This window comes from Ensifer sp. YR511, from assembly GCF_900103045.1.
Classification (GTDB): Bacteria; Pseudomonadota; Alphaproteobacteria; order Rhizobiales; family Rhizobiaceae; genus Ensifer; species Ensifer adhaerens.
In genome coordinates this window covers 26,947-42,621 of sequence record NZ_FNGR01000020.1, presented here as the reverse complement: position 1 = coordinate 42,621, position 15,675 = coordinate 26,947, and the positions used below count along the sequence as shown (strand labels likewise).

At 60.4% G+C, this 15,675-nt stretch carries 15 protein-coding genes and 4 pseudogenes; 7 read left to right on the top strand and 12 right to left on the bottom strand.

Annotated elements, in window-relative coordinates:
* Window positions 1-7 precede the first annotated feature (7 nt).
* The 3 genes from BLU15_RS26460 to traA form a co-directional block, all read right to left on the bottom strand.
* Window positions 8-1,174, bottom strand: a complete 1,167-nt coding sequence (locus tag BLU15_RS26460; protein WP_090299544.1) for a conjugal transfer protein TraB — start codon at window positions 1,172-1,174, stop codon at window positions 8-10.
* Window positions 1,164-1,664 (bottom strand): conjugative transfer signal peptidase TraF, encoded by a 501-nt coding sequence (gene traF / locus BLU15_RS26455; protein WP_060520161.1) that lies wholly within the window; start codon window positions 1,662-1,664, stop codon window positions 1,164-1,166. Before traF ends, BLU15_RS26460 begins: the two co-directional genes overlap by 11 nt.
* Before the next feature lie 62 nt (window positions 1,665-1,726).
* Complete coding sequence (gene traA, locus BLU15_RS26450; protein ID WP_090299539.1) at window positions 1,727-5,038, bottom strand: Ti-type conjugative transfer relaxase TraA; 3,312 nt, start codon at window positions 5,036-5,038, stop codon at window positions 1,727-1,729.
* A 254-nt stretch (window positions 5,039-5,292) separates the two neighbouring features.
* Here traA and traC point away from each other — a divergent pair, with 254 nt between their 5' ends.
* The 5 genes and pseudogenes from traC to BLU15_RS26425 all read left to right on the top strand — a co-directional run bounded on the left by traC (window position 5,293) and on the right by BLU15_RS26425 (window position 8,774).
* On the top strand, window positions 5,293-5,589 hold the full coding sequence (gene traC, locus BLU15_RS26445; protein WP_060520078.1) for a conjugal transfer protein TraC: 297 nt from the start codon (window positions 5,293-5,295) through the stop codon (window positions 5,587-5,589).
* 4 nt (window positions 5,590-5,593) lie between these two features.
* The gene (gene traD, locus BLU15_RS26440; protein ID WP_090299536.1) at window positions 5,594-5,809 is read left to right on the top strand and encodes a type IV conjugative transfer system coupling protein TraD; all 216 of its coding nucleotides are present in this window, start codon (window positions 5,594-5,596) and stop codon (window positions 5,807-5,809) included.
* Window positions 5,796-7,712 (top strand): Ti-type conjugative transfer system protein TraG, encoded by a 1,917-nt coding sequence (gene traG / locus BLU15_RS26435; protein ID WP_090299533.1) that lies wholly within the window; start codon window positions 5,796-5,798, stop codon window positions 7,710-7,712. The genes traD and traG overlap by 14 nt, the downstream gene beginning before the upstream one ends.
* 9 nt (window positions 7,713-7,721) lie before the next feature.
* Window positions 7,722-8,162, top strand: coding sequence for a thermonuclease family protein (locus BLU15_RS26430; protein ID WP_090299530.1), 441 nt, complete (start codon window positions 7,722-7,724; stop codon window positions 8,160-8,162).
* Window positions 8,163-8,500: 338 nt separating this feature from the next.
* Window positions 8,501-8,774: pseudogene (locus tag BLU15_RS26425) on the top strand (HU family DNA-binding protein).
* A gap of 157 nt (window positions 8,775-8,931) precedes the next feature.
* Here BLU15_RS26425 and BLU15_RS39630 read toward each other — a convergent pair.
* Entirely contained in the window at window positions 8,932-9,102 is a 171-nt protein-coding gene (locus BLU15_RS39630; protein WP_176960363.1) for a hypothetical protein, read from the bottom strand.
* A 393-nt stretch (window positions 9,103-9,495) separates the two neighbouring features.
* On the opposite strand from BLU15_RS39630, the pseudogene BLU15_RS40915 reads away from it, so the two are divergent.
* Window positions 9,496-9,644, top strand: a pseudogene (locus BLU15_RS40915) (phosphoglycerate dehydrogenase); the annotation flags it as partial.
* 307 nt (window positions 9,645-9,951) lie between these two features.
* Here BLU15_RS40915 and BLU15_RS26420 read toward each other — a convergent pair.
* Window positions 9,952-10,260, bottom strand: coding sequence for a DUF736 domain-containing protein (locus BLU15_RS26420; RefSeq protein WP_090299527.1), 309 nt, complete (start codon window positions 10,258-10,260; stop codon window positions 9,952-9,954).
* A gap of 529 nt (window positions 10,261-10,789) precedes the next feature.
* Here BLU15_RS26420 and BLU15_RS26415 point away from each other — a divergent pair.
* Window positions 10,790-10,972 carry a hypothetical protein gene (locus BLU15_RS26415; protein ID WP_090299524.1) on the top strand — a complete coding sequence of 61 codons (183 nt, stop codon included), beginning with the start codon at window positions 10,790-10,792 and terminating at the stop codon, window positions 10,970-10,972.
* A gap of 3 nt (window positions 10,973-10,975) precedes the next feature.
* Here the strand turns inward: BLU15_RS26415 and BLU15_RS39625 are convergent.
* The 7 genes and pseudogenes from BLU15_RS39625 to BLU15_RS26385 form a co-directional block, all read right to left on the bottom strand.
* Window positions 10,976-11,083: pseudogene (locus BLU15_RS39625) on the bottom strand (antirestriction protein ArdC); the annotation flags it as partial.
* Window positions 11,060-11,464 (bottom strand): annotated as a pseudogene (locus BLU15_RS26410) (hypothetical protein); the annotation flags it as partial. The pseudogenes BLU15_RS26410 and BLU15_RS39625, both read right to left, overlap by 24 nt.
* Window positions 11,465-11,717: 253 nt before the next feature.
* Window positions 11,718-12,032 carry a hypothetical protein gene (locus tag BLU15_RS26405; protein ID WP_090299521.1) on the bottom strand — a complete coding sequence of 105 codons (315 nt, stop codon included), beginning with the start codon at window positions 12,030-12,032 and terminating at the stop codon, window positions 11,718-11,720.
* Entirely contained in the window at window positions 12,029-12,430 is a 402-nt protein-coding gene (locus BLU15_RS40155; RefSeq protein ID WP_371590077.1) for a hypothetical protein, read from the bottom strand. Before BLU15_RS40155 ends, BLU15_RS26405 begins: the two co-directional genes overlap by 4 nt.
* Window positions 12,417-12,593: a hypothetical protein gene (locus tag BLU15_RS39620; protein ID WP_029742947.1), complete on the bottom strand. Its 177-nt coding sequence runs from the start codon at window positions 12,591-12,593 to the stop codon at window positions 12,417-12,419. Before BLU15_RS39620 ends, BLU15_RS40155 begins: the two co-directional genes overlap by 14 nt.
* Before the next feature lie 287 nt (window positions 12,594-12,880).
* Entirely contained in the window at window positions 12,881-13,192 is a 312-nt protein-coding gene (locus BLU15_RS26395; RefSeq protein ID WP_090299517.1) for a DUF736 domain-containing protein, read from the bottom strand.
* A gap of 878 nt (window positions 13,193-14,070) precedes the next feature.
* Window positions 14,071-14,922, bottom strand: coding sequence for a DUF932 domain-containing protein (locus BLU15_RS26385; RefSeq protein WP_090299687.1), 852 nt, complete (start codon window positions 14,920-14,922; stop codon window positions 14,071-14,073).
* Between the last annotated feature and the right edge of the window lie 753 nt (window positions 14,923-15,675).

Sequence of the window (15,675 nt, the reverse complement as noted above, 5' to 3'; positions counted from 1 at the left end):
TCCCGGTTCAGGTATTGAAGGAAATGACGAGAGGTTTGTCGAAGAGCCGTGCCCAGGCCTGAGCGCTGGCGCGTTGAATGTCGACGATTGAGGTTCCAGCCGTCCACCACCCATTGCCGACGGCGACGATGGCGTCGGGATCACGGAGCATCGATTGCAGGAACGGCCAGGCGACAAGCAATTCGTAGCAAATCAGGGGAGCGATGCGGGTATTGCCAACGAAGGCGGCGGAATCGCCAAAGAAATGTGCTTTGGCGCCACCGTCTCCCCCTGTCCAGGCCCGCCACGGCTGCCACATGGAACCGGGAACCGGCATTCGCTCACGATAAGCGACTTCACCACCCTTTTCGGAAATCGACACCAAGACGTTGTCGTATCCATCGTCATTCAAGACCGCTGCGCCAGCGAGCACGATGAGACCGGTTCCATTCAGCTCATGGTTCCAGAGGCGTTCGACCGTCGGCGTCCAGAAACCGAGCGCGCTCTCGGGAAGAACGACAACCGAACCTTGGCCTTGGTTTGCTGCCCGGACCGTTGCTGCAAGAGCACGGTGGCGGTCAAGATTGCTCACGCGACCGAGGGAGGCGCCGAAATCAAGATCGACACCATGCCAACCCGAAAGTAAACTCTGCGTCGTCCACTCAGCGGCGGACCAGAGCCAGAAGCTCATCAAGGCTATGGCTGCAGCCGGCCGAAGCCAAGTCGTCATGACGGCGAGGCCGGCTGCCATCAGCGCCAGTCCCGACCAACCCCATCCCGGGAACACGACGCCTGCGGCGGTGATCGGGTGCGCCCAGCCAAGAATTCCAAATGGTGGGACCGCCATGAGGACGGATGCGCCGAGATAGAAAATCCCGCGCCGCCAACCACTTCTTCCGGTCCAACAGGACGTATGGACGACGACGAAGGCGCTCGAGGCGATCAACCACAGTATCAATCCGGGCCAGAGGTCGGACGCGTAAAACGTTGCGACGCCTTGCGGCAAGCCACGCGACGCCGACAGAAAGTAAGCGGTGGAAACCAGCGCGGCCTGCGCTCTGTTTTCCGCCGTGGACCAGAGTGCGGGAAATAATGCCGAGACCGGCAGCAGCAGCACTTCACCGCTCCAGCCAACCCATCCGACGGCCGCAGCACTGATGACCTGCAGGAGAGGTCGGAACCAATTATGGGGCATAAGTGATAACCTCCTCTGCCAAACCGAGGATGCCCGACGCCGGCACCGGGCCGAAGTAGCGAGAATCGAAGGAGCCCCGGAAACCAGAGTGCAGGAACACGGTGCCCGACGGCACGCTGCCGCCACTGAAAGCTGTCAATCGTCGGCCTCCCCCGTCCTTCGATGAAAGCGTGGAGCTCAACACGGGAATACCGTCGATGGTGACGTTGTGACCGATCTGAACGTATTGGCCTGGCAAGGCCACGATCGTCTTGATAAGCGGAGCGTAACCGCCTGGGCAAAGTCCCGCCCTCAGATAACCGCGCTGGCGCGCGATCTCCATAGACCTCGCCTGCGGAGGGCAGATGAAGACGAGATCGCCGCGGGCTGCCGGCCGCTCCAGCGGCCTGATACGCCAGACGCCCAACGGCTCGCTTGGTGTCAGGTTCACACGATAACCGAGGAGCCCGCCCAAGCCGACAATGATCGGAATTGCCAGGGTGACGACCAGAAAACTCCTCGACCGGACGCTTGCGCGTGATGGCCGACCCGAATGTCCAAATAGTGCAAGGGTCATTTCAGTGAGAGCCCCTGGCTCTTCGTTTGACGAGATGTCTCTGACTGTTTCAAGGCAGTCATGGTGTGCTCATGCGCGGCGAGCTGCTGAGCGGTCCGCATGGCGTTCCAAGCAGATTGGACCTCGCCCTTCTGCGATGGGTTCATATCCGACGTCAGCCTCTGGAACGTCTCGCCGTTCGGCTCTTTCGCAGCCAGTGTGAGGAAGGTCCGTTCGCCAAACCGCTCGGACACCGCCCTGGTAAAACCATCGAGTTCCGCCTTCACTTGTCCCTCGGCAAGCGCAAACTCCAGACCCGCCGGAAGATCATTCCGATCGATCGCATCTCGAACCCGTTCGAGTGTCTGCTTGGCGGACGGCGTGAGGGCGGGAATGTCGATCGAGAACTTTGCGCGGATCGACCGTTCCTCCGTCTCGTGCTTGCGCTCGGCCACCGCGCGGTGGCGCAGGTAGCGTTCCAGATTGCGCGCGAGAGCGGGGGCATTCAGAGTCGCCTTTTCTCGATCTTGCTTGTGGGCGCTGCTCACGAACATTCCTGTCTTGCCCTTGAGCGCACCAAAACTTTCCGGTTCCGTGTTGATCTTCGCGATCGCGGACTTCGCGGCAGCTTCGTCCGCAAGGATGGCGTCGACATTGATCGCTTTGAATGCGGCTTCCGGCTCCGCGTAGACAACGTGGAAGCGAGATGAGACTTCCTCCCACTGCTTCTTCAGACCGGGATCGGCTGCAAGCCTATCCTCTACCGTCTGCTCAAGCGATTTTGGAAATACCTTAATTCCTGACACCATGGGCTTTGCCTCGTTGATGGCGCTCGCTGTTTCGGATGATTTCTTGATTGGGGACAGGCCCAAAGCTTTGCCGAGGGCAGACAGTTGAGCGCCGAGCTCAACGAGCCGCTGCTTCTGCCGGACAACCCAAACGAGCCGGTCTCGCGCTAAAGTGCGCGCGACATTGACGAGATGGAATCCCCGAGCTTCGGCAAAAAGGAGGGCCTGGCGGTAGAAGCTGCCGTTCACATAGTCGAGCGTGGTTTCCTTCGAATTCTTGCGAGACAGGATCGCGATCAGGCCGCCGGCCTTCGCAAAAGAACGACGGCCGTAATAGACGCCGAGATCCTCGCGATGGCGCGTCATCGCCACATAGGTCAGATGACGATCCAGCGAGAGGGAAGCGAGTACTTTCACCCGGTCGACCGTGGCACCCTGGCTCTTGTGAATGGTGGTCGCGTAGCCGTGATCGACATTGCTGTAGAAGCGCTGATCCACCGAGATCTGGCGGCGATGCTTGCCGTCGCCAATCTCCGCAACGATGCGACCGGGAGCCGCATCGGCGACTTTGGCCAGCATGCCATTCTTGACGCCCAGCGATCCCTCGTTCTTCAGGAAGACGATCTGGTCGCCCGCTGCGAAACTGCGATCGCCGTCTGCTGTCTTGAATGTGGCACCCGACTCAATGATGCCGCGCTGTATGAGCTTGGCCCGCGCCAATTCGTTCAACATCCGGACGTCGCGCCGTAGATGAGCGAGGATCAGGGAAGAGTTCGCAGGATCGAAGTCGCGGTTCCAGTCGGCAATGAGAGCTGCGACTGCCTCCGACTTCAGTTCTGCGCCGATCATCCTGCCGTTGGCGCGATAGGCTTCGACCGCCTTGCCGACATTGCTACGCGCCAGATCGAGCGATGCATCGCGCATCCATTGCTCGCGCTGGCGGTAGATGATTTCGAGCTCGGCATAACCGATCCGATCCGCGATGGCCCGGAAGGCGGCGCCCGCTTCGATCGGCTGCAATTGCTCCGGATCGCCGACAAGAACGAGCTTGGCACCGGAACTGGTGACGGCTTCGACAAACAGCGCCATCTGCCGCGATGAGACCATGCCCGCCTCGTCGAGAACGAAAACGCAACGGTCGTCGAGTTGCTCGCGACCCTTGCCCCAGCACATTTCCCAGGACGCAAGCGTGCGCGAGGCAATGCCCGCTTCCTTCTCCAGACCTTCGGTCGCCTTACCGGCAAGTGCGCCGCCGACGACACGATAACCGGCGGCTTCCCACGCCTCCCGCGCCGCCTTCATCATAGTCGTCTTGCCCGCACCGGCGCGGCCGATGACAAGAGCGATGCGTGCCTTACCCACGACATGCTCGATCGCCGTTTTCTGTTCGTCTGATAACCGGTCATGACGTGCAAATGTCGCGTCGAGCACTGGCCGGCGAACTTCATGCGAGGACCGCTGCGACAGCCAGATCGCGCGATTGGCCATCCCGGCTTCCAGCCGGATCAGCTCGCGGGTGGTGTATTTCGCCGGGGCGCGCAAACCCGTCGCAAAGTCGATCCTCTCGAGATTCAGCCGCAGCGTCTCCGGGCTCTCCAGAATGCGCGCCATCAGGTTCTGGAAGTGGCCGGCGTCGTCGATATAGCGATGCAAGATCTTCGCGATGTCGTGGCTGTCGAAAACGCTCTTCTCACGGGTGAGCAGGTCGAGCACGATACCAGGATTTCTCTGGATCCGACGCGCATTCTCGGCGCGACGTTCCGCCTGGAGCTCCAACCGTTCGAGCGCTGCCACCTCTCCGCAACCAGTCGCTTTCCGCTCCATGGCCTTGGCGCCGACGCCGAGATGGATTGCGGGCATGAGCGCAATACCCTGCTTCTCGAAGGAGCGGCCATCGACGCGCAAGTCGAGGCCGGCGAGCGCAAGATGCCTGTTCTGGCAGGCGAACCAGCCATCTCGAAACACAATGAAGTCGTTGAGGCTTCCGGCCCAAAGCTGGTAGACGATCTTGCCAGCATCATTACGAAGCGGTTTGCCGTCCGGACCTGTGACAGCAACCTTCTTCGAACCGAACCCATCTTCGGTCAGGGGCCGCAATGTCGTCATAAGATGGATATGCGGATTGCCGGGCGCGTCGTGGAAGACCCAGTCCGCCACCATGCCCTGACCCGTAATATGTCTTGCAACAAAATCCCGCACGAGCTCGATGTTCTGCGCGGCCGAAAGTTCGATCGGCAGGGCGATGGTTACGTCCTTGGCAAGCTGGGCGTCCGAGCGTTTCTCGAAATCCTCGACCTTGTTCCAGAAGGCTTCCGAGGTGCCGGACACCGAATGATAGGCAATCATCGATTGCAGCCATTCCGGCGCATCAGCGGGGATGACGAACTCCTCATGCAGAAGTCCCTGCTTGCGGGTGTAGTCGATCGTACGGGCCTCACGCTTGTAGTCCATCTTCGCGCAGTGCCGGTAGGCCGCCGACAGCACCGCACTTCGGCCGGAGCCGCGTGCGACGATACTGACGGAAAAATGCGGAGCGGCCATCGCTACGAAAGTTCCTGTGATCGAGCGAATTCAATACATTCGTCGTGAGCGGCGGCCCCGCTGGGCCAAAAAGCAAAGCGTCGCGTCAGCGACGTATAATTGCGCCCTTCGGATCCGCTCCTTCGGAACGGCCGGGATCATGATCAAAGGCGTTGGCTGCGCCAACTCGCACTTCTGTTAGTGGATCGGCACGCCGATCTGAAGGAACCTGATGCTGTTCAAATCCAAACAACATCAGACAGGGATAACCGTAAATGAAGAAGCCCTCCTCCAGGATCCGCGAAGAAATCGCCAAGCTTCAGGAACAGCTGAAGCACGCCGAGACGCGTGAAGCCGAACGGATCGGTCGCATCGCACTCAAGGCCGGACTCGGTGAAATCGAGATCGAGGAGGCGGATCTTCAGAAGGCCTTCGAGGATATGGCCAAACACTTTCGCGGAGGCAAAGTCGGATCGAACGGAAAGGGGCGGGCAGGGGTTGGCGTCGCGGCCACGACGGAAAGTGCGACGGTCTCGGCTGGCGCGACTTCGGGGAGCGGTCACGAGGCTTGAGCGCATGCGCCGCACTACGACTTCAAAGGCGCGCAAAAAGGACACGCGCGACAAGATCGAACTTGGCGACCTGATCGTCAAAGCAGGTCTGCGATACGAGAAGCGCGCGCTTATCCTGGGCGCGCTCATCGAACTCTCTCGCCGCCTCAAATACGATGAAGGCGAGCGAACCAGGCTGATCGCTATCGGTGCGGAGGCCTTCAGCAATGACGGCGACTAGGACCCTGTTGGTCGTCGCACCGGTCGCACTCATGGTGACCGCCATCTTTGTCACGACCGGAATGGAGACTTGGCTTCGAGGCTTCGGAAACACGGAAGCGGCAAAGGTCGCTCTTAGTCGCGTTGGAATTTCTGCGCCGTATATTGCAGCGTCGGCGGTGGGTGTCGTCTTCCTATTCGCGTCTGCTGGTTCGGCAAGTGTCCGCTTTTCCGGCTGGGGTGTCGTTGCCGGGAGCGGTGCAACAATCCTGATCGCCGCGTTGTGTGAAGCGGTACGTCTTGCCGCGTTTGCGGGGAAGATGCCGGCAGGCAAGAACCTGGCGGCTTCTCTTGACCCCGCAACAGTGCTCGGCGCTGCGATCGCGCTGATGGCGGCGTCTTTCGCTTTGAGGGTCGTGTTGATCGGCAACGCCGCTTTTGCGCGTCCAGAACCGAAGCGTGTCAACGGAAGACGGGCACTTCATGGAGAAGCGGACTGGATGAAGCTCGCATCGGCCGCAAGGCTTTTTCCCGAATCCGGAGGAATCGTTGTCGGAGAGCTTTACCGGGTCGATAAGGATAGCACTGCAGCACAGTCGTTTCGCGCGGATAGTCCCGACACCTGGGGTGCCGGTGGCAAATCGCCGCTCCTTTGCTTCGACGGGTCATTCGGCTCCTCACACGGGATCGTATTCGCCGGATCCGGCGGCTTCAAGACGACGTCAGTGACGATCCCGACGGCACTCAAATGGGGTGGTTCGGTAGTCATCCTTGATCCGTCGAAAGAAGTAGCGCCAATGGTCTCGAAGCATAGGCGAGACGCCGACCGGGACGTCTTCGTCCTCGATCCAATGGCCCCGGAGACAGGATTCAACGCGTTGGATTGGGTCGGTCGGTTTGGTGGAACGAAGGAAGAGGATATTGCGTCGGTCGCTTCGTGGATCATGAGCGAAAGCGGTGGTGTACGTGGCGTGCGCGATGACTTCTTTCGCGCGTCAGCGCTACAGTTGTTGACGGCTCTGATCGCCGATGTGTGCCTGTCGGGACGCACTGACAAAGCGGACCAAACTTTGCGTCAGGTACGCAAGAACCTCTCCGAACCGGAGCCGAAGCTTCGCGAGCGGTTGCAAACAATCTATGATAATTCGGATTCCGACTTCGTGAAGGAGAACGTTGCGGCCTTCGTGAACATGACGCCGGAGACTTTTTCGGGCGTCTATGCAAACGCGGTTAGGGAAACGCATTGGCTGTCCTACTCAAACTACGCCGCACTTGTATCCGGCTCGACGTTCTCAACCGGAGAGATTGCCACCGGACACGCGGACGTTTTCATCAACGTGGATCTGAAAACATTGGAAGGCCACTCCGGTCTTGCCCGTGTCATCATCGGCGCGTTGCTCAACGCGATCTACAATCGCAATGGGGAGATGAACGGTCGCACCTTGTTCCTTCTCGACGAGGTGTCCCGGCTCGGTTACATGCGCGTTCTTGAAACGGCAAGGGACGCCGGTCGCAAGTACGGTATCACGCTCACGATGATCTATCAGTCGATTGGTCAGATGCGAGAAGCTTATGGCGGGCGCGACGCGGCAAGCAAGTGGTTCGAAAGTGTAAGCTGGATCAGTTTCGCTGCCATCAACGATCCTGAAACCGCCGACTACATTTCCCGGCGATGCGGAATGACGACTGTCGAGATCGATCAGGTGAGCCGCAGTTTCCAGTCACGGGGATCCTCGCGGACACGTTCGAAGCAACTCGCGGCAAGACCATTGATCCAGCCGCACGAAGTGCTGCAAATGCGAGCCGACGAGCAGATCGTATTTACTGCTGGCAATCCGCCGCTTCGCTGCGGCCGAGCGATTTGGTTTCGCCGTGCAGACATGAAAAGTTGCGTAGCGGAAAACAGATTCGAAAAAATGAAATAGGAAGCAAGCATGAATTTTCTCAAAGGCTCGTTGGCCATCGCGGGCACGCTGCTCTGTATGGCTGGGCCGGCAGTCTCGCATGCCGCGGCGCGTGACAGCCTTTCGGCACAGTTTTCGATCTGCTCCAGCGCCCCGCGCGTCAATTGCGTCGTAGATGGGGACACCTTCTGGTTTCGCGGTCAAAAAATCCGCATCGCCGACATCGACACACCGGAGCTCAGTCCGCCGCGTTGCGTGCGCGAAGCAGAGCTCGGTGAAGCCGCAAAGTACCGTCTGCTCGTGCTCCTAGATGCCGGGGAATTTTCGCTCACCAGCGGCTTGCGCGATGCAGATCGCAACGGCCGGAAGCTGCGGACAGTGCTGCGCAACGGATCATCGCTCGGCGAAATCATGATATCCGAGGGCCTGGCGCGCAGCTGGGAGGGACAGCGTCGGAGCTGGTGCAACTGACGCAGCCGAAGGCGATGAGACCTGTCGCGGCTTTCGCCCCGCCACCCTTGAGGCAATGAGCGTATCAGGCAGAGGACGCATCCTGCGTCCGGCGCCAATTCGCGCGCCGCTTGACCGGTTAAAAGGGTCGCCGCAGGAGGGTTAGCATAGCGCCGCCGCCAGGCGGAACCCGGGACCGACTATCCCCGGCAAGCGGCTCCATTTGAAGCCACCTTTACGAAACATCACCCTCGTGAATCGATTGGCTGCGATCGATTCATATAAGTCGTTGGAGGTGCAACTGCCCGATCGGCGATGCTCGAGCCATGGGGCGTATAGGCCCGCGCGGGCAAGAGCGGGTGACGACAACGAATGAAATCGCCGACAAGATCGCACCAACCATGGCCTCACCAAAGTGCAAAGCAAGGCGATCGTCGAAGCAGTTTTCTCTGCGATCACGACTGCCGCGGGATCGCCGAGACTTCCATTCCGGGCTTCGGCAAGTTCAAGGTGAAGGATACGCCTGAACGAGAGGCACGCAATCCGGCCACGGGAGCGACGATCAAGGTCGCGGCAGCCAAAAAGCTCACTTTCGCGCCCGCCAAGGCGTTGAAAGATGCCTTGAACCAATGAGCTTTGTTCGCGTGCGCGATCGGGCGCGTCGCGAAAACTCTCTTTGCATGCGGAGGCCGCCATGGCGGCCTTCGCATGCAAAGAGACCGAGTCCGGCGGACTCGATTCCATCTTCGATCCATAGCCGCTGGCAAGACACTGAATGGGAAATGCCGGCTTAGAAGGGCGGCTCAGGTACAGCTCTGTCTTCCTGCTCCGCCGTGATGATTGCCAATTCGGCTTGCGCCAGTTCCAGCTCAATTTTGATCTCGCGCCGTTCACTGTCGCTGATGGTCCCGGTCAGTTCAGCCCGCAGTTCTTCGATCTGGATTTCGAGAGAATGGGTCATCTTCGTTTCCCTGACGTTTGTGAAAGATGACCGACAGTCCCGAGAAGGGGATGGCGGAGTCAGGGATCGCAACAGCGACCGGTAGAGCCGGCGAGTGGGGGAGCCGATTTCCGGGGCAGCAATCAGGCTGCGGGAGGAAATTGGGGGCACCGCTCGTCCTTGAGGCCTGCATGCCCGCTTGGTACAATCGGATATTCTGAGCAGCTTTTCCGCAAGCCGTATGGCACCAAGAAAGCCGGACCGGGCTCGATGCCGGGTCCGGCTTCGTCTTCGTCTTCTCGACACAAGAAGAGGCCTCACCGGCGCGCGAAGCCACCCGCGCCTGTTGCTCCTACACCGACCGCGGCAAACTGAGCTCGAGCCAAAGTTCCGGCTAGGTTCGCCAAATTGATGTCGCGCGGAGTGAACATCGTCGGCGAATTCCTTCAAATTCATGGCGATACGGGCTATGTCGTCATTGAAGCTGAGGGGATTTTTCCTGATACGCGGACGACATCCTTTACGCGCTTCGCCAAATTCCTGGAAGCACGGAAATTCGGTTGCGTGGAAGAGATAGCTGGGTGGCCATGGCTATTCGTTCGATCCGGGATACAACAAATCGATGTCGATTGTAGGTCATCGAGACGCATTAAGACGTGTTTAAGAAATCTGACAAACTGCGCAAGAGCAAATCCCAACATCGGGTAGGTACGGCGGTTGGCGCGCCTTTGCAGATATTCGGACTGCACAAAACCGGCCCGAGAAATTTGCAACTGATGAAATCCCGCTTCCGGTACCAAAACCGCCAAGACGGAGCCATGTTTTCCTGCATTGCTGGGGGCCCCGCCGGCGGCGAGGCCCCTGGAAACCTCAGTCCCTGCTCGGGCGGGACCAGATGAGCTGGAGTCCGTCTTCGCCTTCCACTTCAGCGAGCGTTGCGTAGATCGGGGCAGGGAAGCTCGGATCGTCAAGCTTGACCGACAGGGAGTCGCGGCCCTGCTCGGAGGTCTTCTGCCAGGCGGCGCCGAGTTCAACGCTGCCGGCGTAGACGCGGAACTGCGGGCCCTTGTCGGAAGGGTTCTCGACCCGGGCGATGCGCGCCTTGACGTTGAGAGCGAGGGTGCGAATGGAGCCGGTGAAGCCGTTTTCGGTGGAGGTGAAGGTGCCGATGGTTGCCATTGTCGTATTCCTTTTCTTGTGTATCGGGCCGCGCCCATCGCGGCCTCGATGGCTGTCGCAAAGACCGGTGACGATCGGACCGCACCCAGCCGGGGTCCCCATCGCGCCCGCGCGTTGGGGTGGCGATTAGGCCGCAATAAAATGGAGGGCGGCAAGTCGCAGATTTGTTAGTGGGAGAGGAGGAGACCGAGCTGGGGTCCTCGCTCGACTTGTCGAGTGGGGGAGGTCGGCTCCGGGGTAAGAAATCTGAGGCTGCCGTTGCGGCAAGACGATCGAGGCGAAGCCGGTCTCCGGTCAGACATGCCTCATCGAGTCCGTAGATGGGTTGCCGGAAACTCTGACGTGAAGGGATATGGCAAAGGCGTGTCGCAGCGCTCGCCGGTGCACAAACGGCACCCGTCGCCTTGACCCACCATGGCCTTTGTCAACCCGCGTCAATCGGGGCATCCGCTTCCGCCTCAATGTGCCCGTTTGCCCGACATACCCGGTGGGATATCGTTGCTCTCGCTTGTCGCAGCCTGGAGGATCAATGCGTCAGCAGACCAAGCCGTTCATCGTCGAAAGCAAACCGTCCCGCAAACCCAAACCCGATGCCGAGAGACCATCGATCTGGGGAAGGCTGGACGCTGACATCATCGCACAAGGTCTCAAGGAGCCGTTGGATACGGATCAGGCGGCCGCCACCGGTGGTGACGGCCGCGCTCAAGCATGAACATCATGCCGCTGCCTTCACTTCCGCCTCTGGCTGCAACGAATGCAGGAAGCTGACGGCGCGCTGCGCGTGAGCCGCCGCCTGGAAAATCGCCTGTTTGTCGTTGGCCACTGCGCCCTCCGCTGCCATTCTGAGCGTGGGACTGGACCTCCATGTCGGCCGCGAACTCCCGCTTGCGTTGGGCGGCGCTGTCATAGCCAACCGGGCCATCGAGGGCACCGTTGGACGCCTTGGCGGTGGCGTCGCGCGGCTCGGTCACGGCGCGGGAGTAAAACTGTCCAGCGCCGTGCGCCGATCCGACAAAGGTCCCGACGATGCGCTGCAGATGGATCTGCATGGCCTTTTAGCCCAGGCCTTCGGAGAGGCACTTGGAAGTGTGGATGATCAACCGTTCATGAAGGCTGCGGATGCCATCGCTGTCGACGACTGCTGTCCGAAGCTTTCGGCGATCTTCAAAGCCTGGGTGGCGTGGGGGCAGGAAAGGCGGACCATTGCGAGGGTGGTGCCGCGGCGAGGTTGCGATGACCTGGTGTTGGCAATCCGGTTCGGGCCCGATATCAGTTCCAGACCGAGCGAAGACGACATGGCCAAGCCCGGCATGCCGACCGAAACCGGGCAAGTGTAGCACTGGCGCCGTCGTCTCAGGTCCGCCTATTCCCGCCTGTACCCCACAGCCGCATGATCGCGATCCTCAAGCTCGCCGATAACCTGCTTGCCTGTTTGCAACGGCGTCGAGTTCCCGCCATCATTCGAAGGTCAGGCAGATGCGAGAGACGGGGATTGGATCGGCGCCTTTCCGGCTCCGGACCTTCACCGTCGTCGCCTGTCTTTCGGCAGGCGCCGCAATCTGCCGGGTCAGGGCAATCGAGATGCCGCTGCGCGTCATCGTCGCAAGCGGCCGACGGACAGCGACAGCACTCACGAGACAGGTAAAGGCGCTGGATGCCGTGACTATATCCAGCACCAGATCACCAATGCGGGCAACGGCCAAAACATCCGCGCTGCTGGAAAACTCCACCCCCGTGGGTGATGCGATGTCGATTGAATGGCGGAGGGTCATGCTGCAGCCCTCTTATCGATGTCATGATCATTCTTCTCGTCGGCTGGTAGAATCCAGTGGATCGCCATCGACTGCGTCGTCGTGATCCTCTTCGGCGGGATCGTGCCCATCGCCGACGCCACATTCTGAGGTCCCGCGCCAATGATATCGGTCGCAGCGCCGGCGCGGACCCAGCCCAGCAGCTCGTCGGCTGGCGGCGCGAAGCGGCCCAACGCATGGACGAAGTGCTCGTTTGCGAACTGCTCGACGAGCGCCGCACGGGTTTCACGTACCTTCGGCCGGGGCTGGACGGACGCCTCCGCGCAAGAGCCTTCCAGCGCCTGGCGCGACAGGCATAACAAGAACTCCTCCGAACCCATGTTCGGCAGAAATTCGTCGGGAGGCTCAATGAGCCGCAAAGGGATAGAGCTCGTGGATGACCTCAAGGTCATCGCCAGCGTCGATCTCGTCAGAGGGAAGGACGCCGTATTCGCCGTCGACTTCGAAGACGGTGACCGGGACCATCAGGTCGCGGGAAAGCTGGAACGCGTGGGCCTGTGCAAGAGAAAGGTCGTGCGACATATAGAAGGCTCCATCTCAGGAGCGGGCCAATTCCCGATCGACGGCGTCCTGGCTCAGGGCCGGATCTCTTCGTCGGCCGGTCATTTCTGCGCTTCAGATCGGAAATCTGGATCACAGCGGACGTATTTCGACCGCGAAATTGCAGGATTCACCAATGGACCAACGACGCCAGGAAGCAGCGCGCATTCCTGATTTCGGCCCGCGTGGCTCGATCTACTGTTCGATGGTCATTGTCGGCTCCCGGCGTTGGAAGAGGGGCCCCGCCTGGCGGCAGGGCCCGCTGCTTGTTAGTCCCGGTTCGGGCGCGACCAGATCAGCTGGTAGCCATCTTCACCTTCGCCCCTCGCAAGTGTCGCGTAGATCGGAGCAGGAAAGCTAGGATCATCGAGCTTGACCGAGAGGTAGTCTTTACCGGTCTGTTCGGAGCTCTTCTGCCAGGCCGCCCCGAGCTCGACGTTGCCGGCATAGATGCGGAAGTGGGGGCCCTTGTCGGAAGGAGATTCGATCCGGGCGATGCGAGCCTTGACGTTGAGGGCCAGGGTGCGGATCGAGCCGTTGAAGCCATTTTCAGTGGAGGTGAAAGTGCCGATGGTTGCCATGTCGAAGTTCCTTTCTGTGGTTTCGGGCCGCGCCCTTCGCGGCCTCGATGGCTGTCGAAAGGACCGGAGACGATCGGACCGCACCCATTGGGCCGCAATGAAATGGAGGACGACAAGGCACACTTTTGTTGGTTGGCGGGTAATGGCGGCGTGAGCCGCCAGGGGCAAGAAAAGTGCGCTTGCCGTTGCGGGCGGACGATCGAGGCGTCAGCCGTTTTCCGGTCAGACACGCCCCATCGAGCCCGCGCAGGGAGCGCCCGAGGCACGGAAGAAACATCTCCATGGCAACGAACCAGGTCAGCACCGATCAAAACGTTCGGCGGTCGTCCACTGTCGGCGAATGCCGCCGGAACCGACTTTCGCCGTTGCTGTCTCCATCCTCGATACAAGGCGCAGCTGCCAATCCCGTCGCGCGCCAATTCGTTTGATCGCGGCCCGTCCAGCGGAGGAGACAGGCGCCAGCAGACAAGACCGTTCGTCGTTGAAATCAAGCCGTCTAGAAAACCGCGCAACAAGGCGCAAAAGGCGTCGATCTGGGGAAAGATGGACCTGCGCGTGCCCGACGAACCAATCGCAGCCATTCCGGAAGAACAGGGCCCGTCCGCCGCCACAGTTGTCGCCGCTCAATGTCAGAGCGAGCATCCTTCAGTTGCCTGATGGATGCCACTGGCGCTTGTCCCGATCCAGCGTTGCTGCACATCCAGTGCCAGACCGACCAGGCAAACTGTCCAGGTCGACGCGAGCGTCCTTCGCGCTGGCGTCTCCCGGGTGGGCAGGGGAGTTTGAGGGGCGGGGCTTTGGGGCGCCCCTCAAGGCACGCGATCGTCTCGCGTCCAGATGGATACCGGACGCGAGGAGATCGATCGGCCGCGAGAAGGTCAGCGGCGGAGCAACGCGGCCATTCTCTCACCAATGAGCCAAAGAGCCTTGTTGAGCTTGATGTCCTGATCGATGCCGTTGATCGGTCGAGACGTCGATCGGCGCGCTCTGCCGAATTCATCACGCCTTACGCCCCGCAATCCGCCTTTAACGCTGTTCTCCTGAACGACATTCCACACGGTCCAAAGGTCTTCTGCCCTGTCCTCGATGCGGCGTGGCACCAGCAATTGCTCCGGTTTGATCGGGTTCGTCACCGACCCTTCGGTGTCGCCAAAACGAACGAGATGTGCAGCCTCGGCCAGGACTTCCCTTGCCTCACGCCCCACTCTTAAGCCTGACCAGTCCTGGGGCGCCGCCAGAGTGCGCTCCGCCTCCCCAAGGACGCGATAAGTGCCCTCGATCACCTTACCTTGAACATCACCGGAGTGTCGGACTTTGATCGCGTCGATCGTTCCCGTTTGCGCAACGAGCGAGTTGAGGCAGCACACGCGGAAAAGCCCTGCGAGCAATTCGTATGCACTCGTTCCGTCATTTGCATTCTTGAGAAGGATTTCGCAGACGGTATCGCCGACGTGGTAGATATTGCCATCATCGAGACGGCGAAGCCGGATGAGGTGCTTTGTAAAATTCGCCTTTCCTTCGGTGCGGCTAACCGATTGGCGCGCTCCGACCGGCATGAACCCCTCTTTTGCGAGACCGCGCAAAATCTCGATTGTCGGGATCGGCTTGAAGCGCTCGGAGCGGCTCTCGTGCGCTGAGGTGGCAAATATCGAAGGTGCAAAGCCACGCATCTCGTCCTCGGTGAGAGCTCGACCGGTGTCAAATCGGGCAGTTTTGGCGTAGATGCTCACTGTCATTTCTCCTTTTCCCTTGGACCGCGAAGCAGGGCCGCGTCCTGCTTCCCGGGGCCGCGCGAGCGGTGGGGACGGAGGGGAAAACAGTCTTTGCGGGGAACCGCCTGCACGAAAGCGCAAGCGAAGGAAGGTGGGCGAAAGACTGTTTAGGGGAGAGAAGGGGCAAAGACCCTCGGCCCCCTCGACCGATCGGGATCGATCGGTCAACCAACAATGAAGCGTATCGGAGCTTTCAGCATAGCGGCGCTTCAGCGGGAAAGCGGGAATTCGCGTCACGCGAAGGGCGGGAAAAGGGCCGCCGCAGGAGCTTTAACATAGTGGCCCGAAGGGAAAGCGGGACCGACTGCCCCCGACCGTAGCGTTCCACCTATCAGGCACGTGAGGCCCTCGCGTTGGCAGCGCACTCCCGACCATTCGCACTATGCGGGCAAAATGCTGCCTTTGAGGCGCGTTGCCGAAACACGGACAATAGCTGCGTCCGACCAAGCACCGACAGACGTCGGGGAGGCTAGGATTGGAGAAATCGTATGAGGGTGAAAGGCGCTCCCGAGATTTCGTTACATTTATTCCAGGGGGGTGAGGTTAGGCGGGGAAGACCGTCTCTCCCGATCCGGCAATCACATGCACATGCACAGGCACAGGCACAGGCCCAGGCTGTAAGGCGGCGGGCGTTGATAATTCCTGTCGCATTGCCGACACTGATTCGGGTGACAGGAGGACAACGCACCGGTGATCGTCCTGCAACTGACG